The following is a 15,272-nucleotide window of genomic DNA, read 5'->3' as shown; positions in this document are numbered from 1 at the left end:
ACTTACGCACTTCGGCCAGACGCGTGGCCTGGATGAATCGCTAGGCCACCGACCACTGGAAGATCGTCGAAAACAGCTCACCCTGTTTGGGCGGTGGATGGCCTGCGGTCAATCGCTGGGCCCGCAGCATCTCGATGTCCTGCGCGACCTCCGTCTTGAATTCCATGCTCCGAGCCACACCGCCGACCGATCCCTCGCCGTGGCCCAGCAACGAGCACCCGTTGTTGATGAGGGCGAAAAACACAATGACCCAAAAGTTGGCGCCTCTCACGATGCACGCCCCTTCGCCTGATCGGCTGCACGGTCCAGTGCAACGACAGACGACTGCGCGGCCACCGATGAAGGTTCGCCTAAGTGTGGATTCAGACTGACGACAGTGACCACTGCGATGAAAACGACATACAACGCGATGGCGGTATAAGCGCCCTGTTTAAGTGAATGAAGAATGGCAGTGGCCATGACAGCAGCTCCGGGATGTTTCTTTTCTGGCGGCAAGAATGCCCGGCGCGCGTGATATTGAAAAACGATAAGGAACGATTCAAAAGATCAACCAAGTTGATTATTAACGAAGTAAATCCAGCTAATAGAGCGGCTCTTACGCTGCGAATGATGGCTTAGGAAATCCATTCCCTTGTCCTCACACGCCCAATCAGAAGTTTCCTTCGCTCTCAGTCGCACTTACCCGACAGACGACAACTTCCTTCCCCATTAAATTGCGCCCCTCTCGCTAGAGCCAATAATAATCATTATCATCATTCCCTGCTGAAGAGGGTGTGATGATGAATTACCAAGGATTTGAATGTGATCGCAGCGCCTTTTTCAATTCCCGACACAGTCCTCACTCAATGGGGGATAGCCATAGATCATCCCTCTTTCAAAAAATACGATATTGATGCACCGCGACTGAATCACGCCGCTCATACCTCATCGCAACGAAGCTTGCAGAGACTGTTACAAGCACTATTGAGAGAGGGCATATTAAGTTCGGACTCACTAGAGAGAATCCCCCACGGCTATCGCTTAGCGTTGAGCCCCACACACCATTTGGTATTCGATGGCCTCATCCAACACCGGATGAATGCGTGGTCGCTGACGGGTGGCATATATAGCCACCCATACGACCAACCTGTCGCGCGTGTTTACCTCCCTTCGCAACTCCTTGACTTGCTTCTACCTGCGCTGACCCTCTCCACAAACATTGATTCTCTTGTTCGGCTTTCAGAGGAAATCGATAACAGCTTCATGAATGACACCCTATGTATTGCCTTTCATGATGCCTGGAGTACACGTCTTAAAAATGCCTACATCAAAAATAACACCCGGTCGTTCTTAGCCGGGCTGAGAAGAGAAAACGCCATCAATGTCAGCCTGCTTCTGGAGCAGTGGGGGACAACGGGACATCCATGGCATCCCAACTGTAAAACCAAATTGGGGTTAGCAACCTCAGAAGTCATTGATTACTCGCCGGAGTTCGAATCGAGCTTCAATGTCTTGCTGTACGCCGTACACAGAGACTTCATGCATATCGAATCACTCCCTGATTTCCCGGACTACTCATCCGAGCTGATGCGCTGGCTCCCCGGACCCATGCATGAACTGGGCAGACAGCTTGAAGCGATGGCGTTGAACGCTCACGACTACATCGCCTTGCCTGTCCACCCATGGCAGGCCGAGAAGACATTACCCAAACTCTTTGCCGCTGAAATCCGAGATCAACTATTAATCGTCACCCGGATAACCGCATTCATCGCACACCCCACGATGTCCTTTCGTACGGTTTTACCCGAAGCCAGCGCCCCCGCCCCGATGGTCAAACTACCTGTAGGTCTGGGCCTGACCAGTGCTCAACGTACGGTCTCACCAAGGTCTGCATGCATGGGGCCGAGGGTATCGGCTCTGTTGATGAAGATATTGAAGAGCGAGCCTGGCCTTCAGAAGAAACTGACGATAGTCGCTGAACACACTGGCTTGCATTTCCGCGCGCCTGGCGTTTCTGACGACCGCGCACGCCACCTGTCTGCGCTTTACCGGGCAAACCTGAGCGACTCCCTTGAGCCGGGAGAAATCGCGATTCCTGTTGGCAGTCTGTTCGCCATGGACCACGAGCATCAACCACTCCTACGTCACTGGGTGTCGTTATCCGAAGGCACTGATACCACGCAGGCCGTCTTGCAGTTCCTGGACTGTTACCTGTACGCCGCCTTACCAGGAATTCTCGGAATGTATGTGCTGTACGGCGTCGCCTTTGAAGCCCACCAGCAAAACAGCCTCATGATCATGGGAGCGGACGGGCATCCCTCTCGCCTGTTGCTGCGTGATTTCGGTGACATTCGGATCGATAAAACAACCCTGCATCAGCGTGGGTTCGATCTGCAACTGGAAGACTCGGAAATGACACTGTATGACGACGCCAGCATCGTTAGAGACAAACTGCTGCACGCCGCTTTCATGTGCCACTTCGGCGAACTGCTTCTACTGATTGCCCAGCATTGGGCGGTCGCTGAATCGGATCTGTGGGAGGTCCTCAGTGCTCACGTCAACTGCTGCTTCGACGATTTAAGGGAGCGAGCGGAACCTCAACGTTGGCAAACCGAAAGGGCTGCTTTGCTGATTCACGACTGGCCCGCGAAATCACTCCTTCGAATGCGTCTGGTTGACAGCCGTACCGACATCACAGGGCGTCTGAAAAACCCATTGAACCATGACCTTCATGCGGTTTGAGCCAAGCGGGATGCCCGCGATGCTCTTTACACCCTCATGGGGCCAATCGGGAGATCGTGTCGGACACTTATCGATGATCGTCCGCGCCATTCGTTAAACCCACGCTCCCGTGTTCCCGTCCAGCCCAATACCAGTCGGCGACATCCCACAATGACAAAACACACATTCACCTTTCTTCTGCCTCTGTTCGGTTACGTCACTCTCCCGTTAGCGGCCGAACGAAGCGAAAACACCCAAACGCCCGGCGCGATCAATCTTTCTGAAGTGGTCGTGTCTGCGACGCGAGCCCGGGAAAATATCGCGTCGATCCCAGGTTCTGTGCAGGTCATCCATGCCGAGCAGATTCGCCAGCAAAGCATGGCCGGGCGGAGGGTGTCGGACATCCTCGGACAATTGGTACCGGGACTTGCCCCTGGGACAGGAGGCATGAGCAACTTCAGCCAGTCACTGCGAGGGCGGGGCCTGCTGGTACTGATTGACGGGGTATCACAGCAATCGACGAGGGACAATTACCGGCAGTTGAATAGCATCGCTGCCGACAGCATCGAGCGTATCGAGGTGGTTTCAGGCGCCAGCAGCATTTATGGCGCGGGAGCATCAGGGGGGACCATCAACATCATCACCAAACGCAACAACGGAGAAGCGCTCGGATTCAGCAGCAAAGTCGGCGTAGCGACCGGGAACACGCTTCGCTCTGGAGGGGTGTCTTATGACGTCTTCCAAAGCGCCACGGGGCAATCAGGTGCGTGGGACGGATATTTTTCGGCAGCACTTAGCCAGCGCAACGATCAATTCGATGGCAACGGTAAACGTATTGCGCAGGACACGTCGCAGGGCAGCAACATGGACACCAAAACGTATGACCTACTGGCCCGATTCGGTTATGCACTCGACGCCACACGCGCACTCAAGTTGGGGTTGCAAGACTATAAGGACCAACAACATACCCGCTACATCAAGGATCCGAAAAACCTGAGTGAAGCCGTAGCAGTCAAGGGCCTCGATTTGGAGGATCAGCCTTATACGCACAAACAGGCCATCAATCTGAGCTACACCGACAACGAATTTCTCGCGCAGGACCTGCAAATGGAAGGTTACTGGCGGCGTAGCGATGCACTCTTTTTTCCTGCCGTTCGTCGGGGTAAGGCAGGTTTCTCCGATAACAACAGCGTGCAGGATGTGTACGGCTTACGCGCTGCGATCCAATCTGCTCTCCCTGACATTGGACGCGCCACAGGTCGGGTTGTGTGGGGGGCTGATTATGACCACGAACGCTCCCGCCAACGTGCTGACCAGTACGTGATCGATGGGCTGACCTATCGTAAGACCGGCACCACGTATGAGTTGGGGCCTGACCTCATCACCACTACCCAGGCAATATTTGCCCAAGCGTCCTATGAACTGGGCGACTGGACGCTGCGAAGCGGGGTACGCAGAACCTGGATTGAAAGTGATGTCAGTGACAGCATCGCTTATGGCGAAATTGTGCGAACCGGGCGCTGGTCGACGCTGCCCGGCGAGACCCTTAAATACGACGCCACACTTTACAACGCGGGTGCGGTGTATCGGTTGGACGAGACACAGGAAGTCTTCGCCAATTTCAGCCAAGGCTTCTCACTGCCCGATATCCAACGTTACTTGCGTGAAGTCAGCAGTACGTATGACATCAGCCAACTCAACGCACAGGCGTTGAAGGTCAATAGCCATGAATTGGGCTGGCGCGCGACGGCAGACAGATGGCAAAGTCAGATCACCGTGTATGAGAACACCTCTGACGTCACGCAGTTCTATGACGCACAAACCCGGGCGTTGCGTCTGATCAATCAGAAAGAACGGGTACGAGGATTTGAAGTCGATCTGCAGCATCGATTGACTGACGCATTAATGACCGGTGGAACTTACGCGTGGACGAAGGGAGAAACGCGCCAAACCGGGAAATGGGTCGACCTGCCCGCGACACGCGTATCACCCGCCAAAACCACAGTCTTTGCCGAATATGCACCTGATCGTTATTCGGTTCGGCTCCAAGCCCTTCACCTCGGCAACTATGACGCCGCCTCGAAAGACAACAACGGGCGCGAAATCAGCGGCTATACAGTCTTCGATCTGATGGGGTCGACGTCTTTGTCGGTGGGACGGCTGGAGGGCGGAATCTACAACCTGTGTAATCGCCAATACTATTCACTGTTCAGTCAGGCAACGTCACGTGCGCCTTACGCACACGCCCAAGGCCGGACAGTGGGCGTTAGTTACGCACTGGACTTCTAAGCTACCCACTCTGTCATTTTTGCGCATAAAAAAATCCCCGTCGCTTAGTCAGCTGACGGGGACCAAAGGGAGGGAATTCAACGCTTTCGCGAGCAAGCTCGCCCACATTTGACACATGGCCTGACACGCAGTGGTCAGTGGGTCGCGTCAACCTGTTGAAGGCGAAGTTGCTCGCGAAAGCGTTCTTTCAGTGCAGACAATCCATTATTTCAGGCGAGGATGACCAAGTTGGTCAGGAACCCATTCCCCAGTTTCGTGTACATCGTAGATGGGGAATGGGTTCATCGGATCAGGGTTATTCATTGCTGAGTCTTATGATCCAGAGCGGCGTAGAAGTTGGCACTTTGCTGCAAGTATTTCGGGGTGTAGCTCTGGGTCGATGCCACTTTCTTTTCCGCAACTTCAACGCTGGCACTGGCAGGCAATGCGACAGAAGCGGAGATGGCAGAGGCGGCGATGATGGAGAAGAGATTGAAGTTCATGATGCATACCTCGGTGTCGTGTTTCGTTTCAAGTCTTGACCGTCGTGGCCGTGGAATGAAAGTTACGCCCGAGCTGCTTTCAGAAAAAATCTTTTCTGCCACTAGCCCATATCACGCCAATTAATACATGGCTGCAGCCCTTGTTCTTCAAGGGCTACAGCCTGCGTCAATGTGTCGCTCCGGATGACTTAGCGGGTCAGAAAGCGGAAATCCGAGGGTGAATCAAAGTCGATTTTCTGCACGGTCTCGCCCAGAAGACCGGTTTGGGCGTCGAAGCGAACGGTGACGATCTGGTTGCTTTTCTGATTGGCGATCAATACGAAATGGCCGCTGGGGTCGAAGGCGAATTCACGAGGCTCTTTGCCTTCAACGGAGCGGCGCTGGATCTCTTTCAACTGCCCGTTCTTGGCGTCGATGCTGAACACCAGCAACTCGTTGACCTCACCCCGGTTGGCCACGTACAGAAACCTTCCGTCCGGCGATGTGTGCAGGCCGCCGGCAGCGCGGTATTGCTGGCCGTCCTGCTTGGCCAAGTCCACCAGTTGCGTACGTTTGAACACGCCGTCGTGATAATCGAACACCGCGACTTGGGCGCTCATTTCCGTGGTCAGCCAAGCGTGTTTCCCATCTTTGCTGAACAGCAGATGGCGTGGGCCGCTCCCGGGTGGCAGCTCCACGGCGGGCATTTTGGCAGGTTTGAGGGGCTGGGCCTGTTGAGGGTCATAGTTGAAAACGAACAGCTTGTCGGCACCCAGGTCCATCGCGACCAGGTATTTGCCATCCGGCGTGGGCACTGCCGAGTGCACATGGGACGACGCTTGGCGCTCGGGATTGACCTTGCTCGCGGGGTGGGTGGCGGTCTGAACCACTGGGGCCAGTTTGCCGTCCTTGCCCACGGGCACTACCGCCAGGGAACCCCCAGGATCGGGATGGACTGCATAGTTGGCGACGAACAGGAAGCGCCCGTCAGCGCTCAGGTTGGAGTGAGTGGGCTCTTCGCCTTTGCTGTCGATCTGATTGATGAACGAAACGGCGTGGGTTTTGGGATCGATGGAAAAGCTGCTGACTTTGCCCACCACGTCGGTCTGGCCTGGGCCGTTTTCGTTGACGGCGAACAGATGACGCTGGTCCTTGGAGAGGGTGAGCCAAGAGGGGTTCTCGCTTTTGATCACTTGGCGCGGGGAGGCATCGAGCTGCCCGCTTTGCGTATTGAAGCCATAGCGGTAAATACCTTCGCTGGCACCGGCAGTATAAGCGCCGACCAGCACATCGTAATCGGTCATGGTTTTAGCCTGAGCGGAAAGAGCGGTAAGGCTGCTGGCAAGCACCAGCCAGGGCAAGAGTCGGGGAGTCATTTGAGCGATCTCGTTGTTGATAGTGTTGGCGCGCGTTCACGCGTGAATCAGGGCTAAGACAGCGGAGCACGGGAGGTAGTTGCCCCCCCACAGAGCAGACGCGGTGGCCAGGTGTGTCCTTTACGCCGGCGGCACAGCTGCCTTGAAACCGGGGTGTATCAAGCAGAGGGGATGGGCAGGCTTGCCGGTCGCTGCGGGCCAGGCCGTCCGAGTGCGGCCTGGGCAAGCCACACTCGCGAGTGGAGAACAGCCGTACTCATTCGTCTTCTTCGTCATCCCCCGCCGAGAACGCCTCGAGCACCACGAGGCGGTGGTCGGCGTTACCGTCGTTGATCACCCAGCTTTGCAAGGTCTCGTCGAATTCCGCGGTGTCGACCTGCGCCAGCGAAAAACGCCAGACCTTGCGCTCGCGGCCGTCCATGCTTTCGATTTGCAGCCCTTCGTCGAGGGTGAACTCGAACGCGTGGAGGCCGTCGATTTCCAGCATACCGTGAGCGGTCAGGGCTTGTTGCAGTACCGCACGGAGATTTTCAGGGGTGGTGGTCATGGCAAGGCTTCGCAAAGGGTAAAGCGCGAATGATAGGCCAAAAGTCAGTCGTGCTCCCAGACAATCGACCCGTCATTCGGCGCTGGCCTCCTTCGCGTAATAGCGCGCCGGTATGCCCCAGACGATCAGGGCGATTGCCAACACGCTCACGGCGAAAAGTGCGAACAAGGCCGGTGTGGCCGTGCCAGTGAGGTCTTTGATCCGCCCCACCATGAACGGCGCAATGATGCCGCCTAGCTGGCCCAGGGAGTTGATCAGTGCGATCCCAGCGGCGGCCGCGATACCGGTCAGAAAACGCGGCGGGATGGTCCAGAAGATCGGCATCCAGGCGATGATGCCGGTCATGATCAGCGTCATCCCGATCATCAGTGCCAGCAACTGCGCTGGAAACAGCGCACAGACCAAGTAGCCGAGCGCCGTGAGGGTGGCACAGCCTGCCATGTGCCAGCGACGCTCACGATGGCGGTCGGAACTGGCGCCGATCAGCAGGTTGCCGATGACCGCCCCGACATAAGGAATAACGGTCAGCAGCCCGATGTTCATCGTGTCCACCACGCCCGCGCTCTTGATCAGTTGTGGCATCCAGAACAACAGCCCTGTCAGCGCCATGACCAGGCACAAATAGATCGCCGACATCACATACGTGGTCGGGTGCTTCCAGATGTCCTTGACCGTTTGCGATGTGGCAGGCCGGGATTCGTTGGCCATGCGCGCCAGCACCACCTGCTTTTCCTGAGCGCTGAGCCAGGGGGCGTCTTCGATCCGGTCCTTGACCAGCCAGAACACCACCCCGCCGAGCAGCACCGAAGGGATGCCTTCCAGCAAGAACAACCAGCGCCAGCCAGCCATGCCCATGACGCCATCGAAGTGACCGAGAATCAACCCGGCGATCGGACCACCCACGATTCCGCACAGGCAAATGGAGCTCTTGAAATAGGAATTGACCCGCGCCCGGCGGGTGCTTGGGTACCACTGTGTGAAGAAATACAGCACCCCTGGGACAAAGCCCGCCTCCATGACGCCAATCAGGAAGCGCAGCGTGTAGAACCAGAATTCGGTCTGCACGAACATCATGCACGCCGATGCGACACCCCAAGACACCATGATGCGAGCGATCCAGATTCGCGCGCCGATCTTGTGCAGCAAGACATTGCTGGGCACTTCGAACAGGAAGTAACCCACGAAAAACAGACTGGCGCCCAAGCCGTAAACCGTCTCGCTGAACCCCAGGTCACTGGCCATCTGCAGTTTGGCGAAGCTGATGTTCACCCGGTCCAGGTAAGCGAAGAGAAAACAGCAGATGAACAGCGGCACGATGCGCCAACTGACCTTGCGGTAGATGCGGTCTTCCAGCGCATCGGTGTCGACCTGTTCCAGCGGGATAGCGTTGGCAGTCATGGGGCGCACCTCGATTGTTTTTATAGATGTATCGGTGTTGCTCGCTTCCACGCTCAAGGCTGCAGCGTCTGACGTGACGCGCAGCGTTTGGCGCGTGGGAGCGATCGATTACCAGCCGTGGGTGGTATTGACGCCATCCACCAGCCGCTGAATGCCCAGGGGGTTCGCATTTTTCAGGGCATCAGGCAGCGCACTGTCGGGGTAATTCTGGAAACACACGGGCCGCAAGTAGCGGTCGATCGCCAGGGTGCCGACCGACGTACCTCGAGCATCGGACGTGGCGGGGTACGGGCCGCCGTGGACCATGGCATCGACCACTTCGACGCCGGTGGGATAGCCGTTGATGAGGATGCGCCCCACCTTCTGCTCCAGCAGCCCGGTCAGTTCGCTGAAACGCTGCAGATCATCGCCGTCGACCAGCAACGTTGCGGTGAGCTGACCATGCAAGCCGAGCAAGGCGTCGGTGAGCTGGGCCTGATCGGCCACTTCGACAACGATGGACGTCGGGCCGAAGACTTCCTCCTGCAGCAACGCATCGCCCTCCAACAGCAGGCGCACATCAGCTTTGAACAACTGCGGATGAGCTTGATCGCCCTGCTGATGACTGCCAGCCAGTTGCTCGATGCCAGCGTGCGACTGCAGCGCCTTCAGGCCTCGGGTATAGCTGCCCAGAGTGCCGGCGTTGAGCATCGTCTGGGGCGGCTGATCGTTGATCTGATCGGCAAGACGCTTCTGGAACTCAGTGAAGGCAGGCGAACGCACGCCGATGATCAGGCCGGGGTTGGTGCAGAATTGACCGCAACCTTGCACGATGGAAGCGGCCAGCTCAGTGGCGATGCGTTCACTGCGCGCCTCCAGTGCCTGCGGCAGGATGATCACCGGATTGATGCTCGACATCTCGGCGAACACCGGAATGGGCTGAGGTCGCGCGGCGGCCATGTCACACAGCGCCCGACCGCCTTTGAGCGAACCCGTGAAGCCCACTGCCTGAATGGCCGGATGCTTGACGAGCCACTCGCCGACCCCACCGCCATAGATCATGTTGAAAACGCCATTGGGCATGCCGGTCCTTTCAGCGGCCCGCACCAACGCGCCAGCGACGATTTCAGCGGTGGCCATGTGACCACTGTGGGCCTTGAATACCACGGGGCAGCCGGCGGCCAAAGCCGACGCCGTGTCACCGCCCGCCGTGGAAAATGCCAACGGAAAGTTGCTGGCGCCGAATACCGCGACGGGGCCCAGGCCGATGCGGTACTGGCGCAAATCGGGACGAGGCGCAGGTTTGCGATCCGGCAGCGGTAGGTCGATGCGCGCGCCGTAGAAATCGCCACGGCGCAAGACCTTGGCGAACAGGCGCATCTGGCCGGTCACGCGGGCACGCTCGCCTTGAATGCGAGCGGTCGGCAGCGCGGTTTCACGGCACACGGTGGCGATGAACTCGTCATCCAGCGCGTCGATTTCGTCGGCAATCGCATCGAGGAACTGTGCGCGTTTTTCTGCGCTCAAGGCGCGGTAGATGGGGTAGGCCGATGCAGCGGCTCTGGCGGCGGCGTCCACTTCGGCTTCCGTCGCCTGATGGAAGTCATAGGGAAGATGCTCGCCGGTGTGGGCATCGACGCTGTAGACGATGATGCTGCCTGCGGCGCTGCGGGCGCCATTGATGAAGTTGTGGCCTGTGATGGGGAACATGAACGGTACTCCGGTGGCGGGATCGTTCCTCCACAGCGCCTGGCACAAACTGCAGACGCCTGCACCGAGCGGAGCGGAGGGTTCGCGAGGGCATTGCCCGTCGAACCTTGGAACGATCGAGTTGGCGTTGTCGTTTAAAGCTGTGTGATTCCACCCGGCTGAAACACCGCCTCGGTCGCAGCGATGCCATTGACCAGGGGTGCGCCAAACTCACGCTGGCTGATCTCGAAGTGGTCCCCCGGCCGAGTCTTGACCCCGTCGGCGAAGGACAGCGTCGCCGTGCCGAAGAAATGCACATGCACGTCACCCGGGCGCAGGAACTGGCTGTATTTGAAGTGGTGGTATTCGAGGTTCTCCAAGCTGTGGCACATGTTGGCCTCACCACTGAGGAACTCTTTCTCCCACAGCACCTGGCCGTCGCGCAGGATGCGGCTGGTGCCTGCCAGATGCTGCGGCAAGTCGCCGACGCGCAGCTCAGGGCCGAATGAGCAGGCGCGGAGCTTCGAATGCGCCAGATACAAGTAATTCTTGCGCTCCATGATGTGGTCGGAGAACTCGTTGCCGATGGCAAAACCCAGCCGGTAGGGCTTGCCATCGTTGCCGATCACGTACAGACCGCTCAGTTCCGGTTCCTCACCGGCATCTTCGGAGAACGGCGGTTGCGGGAAGGCCTCGCCGGGGCGCACGACAATGCTGCCGTCCCCTTTGTAGAACCACTCCGGTTGCACCCCTGCCTGACCGGCCTGAGGCTTTCCGCCTTCGATGCCCCATTTGAAGATGCGCATGGTGTCCGTCATGGCCGACTCGTCATTGCCGTGTTGGTGCATCTTGTCCCGGGCCGAGGCGCTGCCCAAGTGGGTCAGGCCCGTGCCGCTGACCAGCAGGTGCGCAGGATCGGGGTGATCCAGCGGCGGCAGGATGCGCAAATCGGCGCGCAATTGCGAATAGTCGTGGCTGTCACCAAGCCCCAGGCTATCGACCTGCTCAGCCAGGGAAATGTGTTTATCGATGGCTGCCAAGGCCAGGTCGCGGGTGCTGGTCGCGCCCTGCACTTCACGCACCAGCGCACCGTCCACCAGCCCGACACGGCGCTGACCATTACCCAATTCGAATTGAACCAAATGCATGTGAACACTCCTTCTGTGAGCTATGCCACGCCACGTGATCGCAGACACACTGCGCCTTAGCCCGATGTGGCCGCTGTCGACCTGTCAGCGCGAATGGGCGCTGGAGGCGAATTCGCTTTCCGGCAGTACGTGCTTGCGTTCGAGCACGCGGTACACCACACCCGTCAGGATCAAGCCGCACACCATTACGCCCGACAGGAAATAAAGCCCCGTGGCAAGGTTGCCGGTTATTTCTTTCAGCCAGCCGATGACGAATGGCCCAATGTAGCCACCGAGATTGCCCACCGAGTTGATGAGTGCGATGCCCGCAGCCGCGCTGGCGCCGGCGAAGAATCGTCCCGGCAACGTCCAGAAAATTGCGGTGCAGGAAAACAGGGAAAACGCCACCAGGCACAGCGCCGCCAATTGCCACACCGGTGCGCCCAGGTAAGCGCTGAAGAACAGGCCCAACGCACCGATGACGTACAACACAGCCAAATGGCCGTAGCGGTCATTCAGGCGGTCGGAACTGCGCGGGACGATCAACAAACCAACGATGCCGAAGATGTAGGGCACGGCGGACACGAAACCGGTGACCAGGTCGCTGCCGCCGAACTGTTTGATCAGCGTGGGTAGCCACAAGCCCAACCCATAAATGCTCAGGGTGACAGGCAGGTAGAACAGCGCCAGCAACAAGACCCGCGAGTCTTTCAGGGCGCGCAACGGATTGCCATGGCGCGTCTGACCGTAGGTGTCCAGGTCACGTTTCAGCTCGCCGGCCAGCCAGTCTTTCTCGACCGGGTCCATCCAGTTGACGTCTTTAGGACCGTCCGGCAACCAGCGCAGCACTGGCCAGGTCAGCAGGATTGCAGGGGCGCCGATGCACAGGAACAACCATTGCCAGCCGTGCAGGCCGCCAATGCCTTCCATGCCCAGCAGCCCGCCGGAAATCGGGCCGGTGATCATCATCGCAATGGGTTGCGAGAGGATGAACAGCCCCAGGATCTTGCCGCGATGGCGGACCGGGAACCACTGGGTGATGTAGTACAGCACGCCGGGGAAGAAGCCAGCTTCCGCCGCGCCGAGCAGAAAGCGCATCACATAGAAGCTGGTCGGCCCCTGTATGAACGCCATGCCCATGGTGATCGCACCCCAGGTGACCATGATCCGAGCAAACCAACGCCGGGCGCCAAACCGTTCGAGCATCAGGTTGCTGGGGATTTCCAACAGAAAGTAGCCGATGAAGAACAGCCCTGCACCCAGGCCATAAGCGGCATCACCGATGCCGACGTCTGCACCCATGTGCAATTTGGCGAAGCCCACGGCAGATCGGTCCACATAGGCGATCAGGTACAGCAGGATCAGAAACGGGATGAGTTTCAAGGTGATGCGGCGAATAAGCCTCAGTTCCTGGCTCATGCAAGCGGTCTCCACATTGTTTTTGTTATGGAAGGCTCGGGGCTCGCCTCTGACTTCGTGTGTGCCGAGACTGCAGGAGATTGGCTGACAGGGTCGTCCCTCGATAGGAGCCGACTATATAGTAATACTATTTACCGTTACAACACTTCCAATCGCCAGAATTTCGGCCTATTTTAATCACCACGCCAAAAATTAAGTCTTACAATAAGAGTGCTGATTTATGTCTGATTCCAATAAGAAACCTACCCTGCGTTCGGCCCAGTGGTTCGGCACCGCCGACAAGAACGGCTTCATGTACCGCAGCTGGATGAAGAACCAGGGCATCGCCGACCATCAGTTCCACGGCAAACCTATTATCGGCATCTGTAACACCTGGTCCGAACTGACCCCCTGCAACGCCCATTTCCGAACCATCGCCGAGCACGTCAAGCGTGGCGTTATCGAGGCCGGTGGTTTCCCGGTCGAATTTCCTGTCTTCTCCAACGGCGAATCGAACCTGCGTCCGACTGCCATGCTCACGCGCAACCTGGCGAGCATGGACGTGGAAGAAGCCATCCGCGGTAACCCGATCGACGGCGTGGTATTGCTGACCGGGTGCGACAAGACCACCCCTGCCCTGCTGATGGGCGCGGCCAGTTGCGACGTGCCTGCCATCGTCGTCACCGGCGGGCCGATGCTCAACGGCAAACACAAAGGTAAGGACATCGGCGCGGGCACCATCGTCTGGCAGATGCACGAGTCCTATAAGGCTGGCCAGATCAGCCTCGACGAATTCCTCTCCGCCGAAGCGGGCATGTCCCGATCGGCAGGCACCTGCAACACCATGGGCACCGCCTCGACCATGGCCTGCATGGCCGAGGCCCTGGGCACTTCATTGCCACATAACGCCGCCATCCCGGCGGTGGACGCTCGCCGCTACGTGCTGGCGCACATGTCAGGCATGCGGGCGGTGCAGATGGTGAACGAAGACCTGCGGCTGTCGAAGATCCTGACCAAAGAAGCCTTCGAAAACGCCATCCGAGTCAACGCGGCGATTGGGGGGTCGACCAATGCGGTGATTCACCTCAAGGCCATCGCGGGGCGCATTGGCGTGGACCTGGAGCTAGACGACTGGACCCGCATCGGCCGCGGCACGCCGACCATTGTCGATCTGCAGCCCTCCGGTCGTTTTCTGATGGAGGAGTTCTACTACGCCGGCGGCCTGCCCGCGGTGCTTCGGCGCATGGACGAAGCCAGTCTGCTGCCCCATCCGAACGCCTTGACGGTCAACGGCAAGAGCCTGCGGGAGAACGTGAAGCATTCGCCGATTTACGGTGAGGACGAAGTCATCCGCGCACTGGACAACCCGATCCGCGCCGATGGTGGGATCTGCGTTCTGCGCGGCAACCTCGCGCCGCAAGGTGCGGTGCTCAAGCCTTCCGCCGCCACGCCGGCGCTGATGCAGCATCGGGGGCGTGCCGTGGTGTTCGACAATTTCGATATCTATAAGGAACGCATCAACGACCCGAACCTGGACGTGGACGCCAACAGCATTCTGGTCATGAAGAACTGCGGACCGAAGGGTTATCCGGGGATGGCCGAAGTGGGAAACATGGGCCTGCCTGCCAAGCTGCTGGCGCAGGGCGTAACCGACATGGTGCGTATTTCCGACGCGCGCATGAGCGGCACCGCGTACGGCACGGTCGTATTGCACGTTGCGCCGGAGGCGGCAGCGGGTGGGCCGTTGGCGGTGGTGAAGGAAGGCGACTGGATCGAGCTGGACTGCGCCACTGGGCGCCTGCATCTGGACATTTCCCAGGAGGAACTCGATGCGCGTCTCGCCGATTGGCAGGCTCCGCAGCAGAAGCTGATCGGGGGCTATCGTCAGTTGTACATCGACCACGTGATGCAGGCCGATCAAGGCTGTGATTTCGACTTCCTGGTGGGCACCCGCGGGGCTGAGGTGCCACGGCATTCTCATTGAGATCAATGGCCGTAGCCACGCTCAGGCGCCCACCAGACCACAGGGATGCTGGCGCGGTGTGGCTAAAACTGGGGGCAGATACGTTTGCGCGTGGGCTGGGAGTTGGTTTCGCCCCTTACGGGCAACTTCCTTGTGGAGCGGTCCTCGGTGTCGGAACCGATGGCTTCGTAGGTATGGCTGAAATCGGGGCAGATCCGTTTGCGCGTGGACTGGGAGCTAGGGTTTCGCCCCTTTACGGGCGACTCCATTTTGTCTTGGCAAAATGGAGGAAAACCGCTTGCTCCTGGTTTGGCCCTGACTGCGTCAGGGTTCCTTCCCTCCGGT

Annotated in this window: 12 protein-coding genes; 3 read left to right on the top strand and 9 right to left on the bottom strand. The window is 58.5% G+C overall.

Annotated elements, in window-relative coordinates:
• Window positions 1-40 precede the first annotated feature (40 nt).
• Window positions 41-271 (bottom strand): hypothetical protein, encoded by a 231-nt coding sequence (locus N5D61_RS10240; protein ID WP_108238191.1) that lies wholly within the window; start codon window positions 269-271, stop codon window positions 41-43.
• Window positions 268-459, bottom strand: coding sequence for a hypothetical protein (locus N5D61_RS10235; protein WP_108238190.1), 192 nt, complete (start codon window positions 457-459; stop codon window positions 268-270). The genes N5D61_RS10240 and N5D61_RS10235 overlap by 4 nt, the downstream gene beginning before the upstream one ends.
• A 342-nt stretch (window positions 460-801) precedes the next feature.
• Here N5D61_RS10235 and N5D61_RS10230 point away from each other — a divergent pair, with 342 nt between their 5' ends.
• Window positions 802-2,721, top strand: coding sequence for an IucA/IucC family protein (locus N5D61_RS10230; protein WP_279892453.1), 1,920 nt, complete (start codon window positions 802-804; stop codon window positions 2,719-2,721).
• 150 nt (window positions 2,722-2,871) lie between these two features.
• Entirely contained in the window at window positions 2,872-4,989 is a 2,118-nt protein-coding gene (locus N5D61_RS10225; RefSeq protein WP_279892728.1) for a TonB-dependent receptor, read from the top strand.
• A gap of 299 nt (window positions 4,990-5,288) precedes the next feature.
• Here the strand turns inward: N5D61_RS10225 and N5D61_RS10220 are convergent, their stop codons facing one another.
• The 7 genes from N5D61_RS10220 to N5D61_RS10190 all read right to left on the bottom strand — a co-directional run bounded on the left by N5D61_RS10220 (window position 5,289) and on the right by N5D61_RS10190 (window position 12,985).
• A complete protein-coding gene (locus N5D61_RS10220) occupies window positions 5,289-5,471 on the bottom strand; it encodes a hypothetical protein (protein WP_108238188.1) in 183 nt (60 codons plus the stop codon).
• Between the two features lie 188 nt (window positions 5,472-5,659).
• Complete coding sequence (locus tag N5D61_RS10215) at window positions 5,660-6,826, bottom strand: lactonase family protein (RefSeq protein ID WP_279892450.1); 1,167 nt, start codon at window positions 6,824-6,826, stop codon at window positions 5,660-5,662.
• Window positions 6,827-7,082: 256 nt separating this feature from the next.
• Window positions 7,083-7,373, bottom strand: coding sequence for a DUF5629 family protein (locus N5D61_RS10210; protein ID WP_108238186.1), 291 nt, complete (start codon window positions 7,371-7,373; stop codon window positions 7,083-7,085).
• A gap of 72 nt (window positions 7,374-7,445) precedes the next feature.
• Complete coding sequence (locus N5D61_RS10205; RefSeq protein WP_279892447.1) at window positions 7,446-8,771, bottom strand: MFS transporter; 1,326 nt, start codon at window positions 8,769-8,771, stop codon at window positions 7,446-7,448.
• 108 nt (window positions 8,772-8,879) lie between these two features.
• Complete coding sequence (locus N5D61_RS10200) at window positions 8,880-10,460, bottom strand: aldehyde dehydrogenase (NADP(+)) (RefSeq protein ID WP_279892445.1); 1,581 nt, start codon at window positions 10,458-10,460, stop codon at window positions 8,880-8,882.
• A 134-nt stretch (window positions 10,461-10,594) separates the two neighbouring features.
• Complete coding sequence (gene araD1, locus N5D61_RS10195; RefSeq protein ID WP_108238183.1) at window positions 10,595-11,587, bottom strand: AraD1 family protein; 993 nt, start codon at window positions 11,585-11,587, stop codon at window positions 10,595-10,597.
• Between the two features lie 84 nt (window positions 11,588-11,671).
• Window positions 11,672-12,985, bottom strand: coding sequence for an MFS transporter (locus N5D61_RS10190; protein WP_108238182.1), 1,314 nt, complete (start codon window positions 12,983-12,985; stop codon window positions 11,672-11,674).
• Window positions 12,986-13,205: 220 nt separating this feature from the next.
• Between N5D61_RS10190 and N5D61_RS10185 the strand changes: the two genes are divergently transcribed.
• Window positions 13,206-14,948: an IlvD/Edd family dehydratase gene (locus N5D61_RS10185; RefSeq protein WP_108238181.1), complete on the top strand. Its 1,743-nt coding sequence runs from the start codon at window positions 13,206-13,208 to the stop codon at window positions 14,946-14,948.
• Window positions 14,949-15,272 lie beyond the last annotated feature (324 nt).

This window comes from Pseudomonas sp. GD03842 (assembly GCF_029841165.1).
In the GTDB taxonomy this organism is placed as follows: Bacteria; Pseudomonadota; Gammaproteobacteria; order Pseudomonadales; family Pseudomonadaceae; genus Aquipseudomonas.
The sequence above is the reverse complement of the archived record's forward strand: the minus strand, read 5'-3'. Positions and strand labels throughout refer to the sequence as shown.

What these genes read in the sequence shown, in the direction of transcription:
- N5D61_RS10235 (WP_108238190.1), bottom strand. Translation starts at nt 459, where the DNA reads ATGGCCACTGCCATTCTTCATTCACTTAAACAGGGCGCTTATACCGCC.
- N5D61_RS10225 (WP_279892728.1), top strand. Translation starts at nt 2,872, where the DNA reads ATGACAAAACACACATTCACCTTTCTTCTGCCTCTGTTCGGTTACGTC.
- N5D61_RS10220 (WP_108238188.1), bottom strand. Translation starts at nt 5,471, where the DNA reads ATGAACTTCAATCTCTTCTCCATCATCGCCGCCTCTGCCATCTCCGCT.
- N5D61_RS10215 (WP_279892450.1), bottom strand. Translation starts at nt 6,826, where the DNA reads ATGACTCCCCGACTCTTGCCCTGGCTGGTGCTTGCCAGCAGCCTTACC.
- N5D61_RS10210 (WP_108238186.1), bottom strand. Translation starts at nt 7,373, where the DNA reads ATGACCACCACCCCTGAAAATCTCCGTGCGGTACTGCAACAAGCCCTG.
- N5D61_RS10205 (WP_279892447.1), bottom strand. Translation starts at nt 8,771, where the DNA reads ATGACTGCCAACGCTATCCCGCTGGAACAGGTCGACACCGATGCGCTG.
- N5D61_RS10200 (WP_279892445.1), bottom strand. Translation starts at nt 10,460, where the DNA reads ATGTTCCCCATCACAGGCCACAACTTCATCAATGGCGCCCGCAGCGCC.
- araD1 (WP_108238183.1), bottom strand. Translation starts at nt 11,587, where the DNA reads ATGCATTTGGTTCAATTCGAATTGGGTAATGGTCAGCGCCGTGTCGGG.
- N5D61_RS10190 (WP_108238182.1), bottom strand. Translation starts at nt 12,985, where the DNA reads ATGAGCCAGGAACTGAGGCTTATTCGCCGCATCACCTTGAAACTCATC.
- N5D61_RS10185 (WP_108238181.1), top strand. Translation starts at nt 13,206, where the DNA reads ATGTCTGATTCCAATAAGAAACCTACCCTGCGTTCGGCCCAGTGGTTC.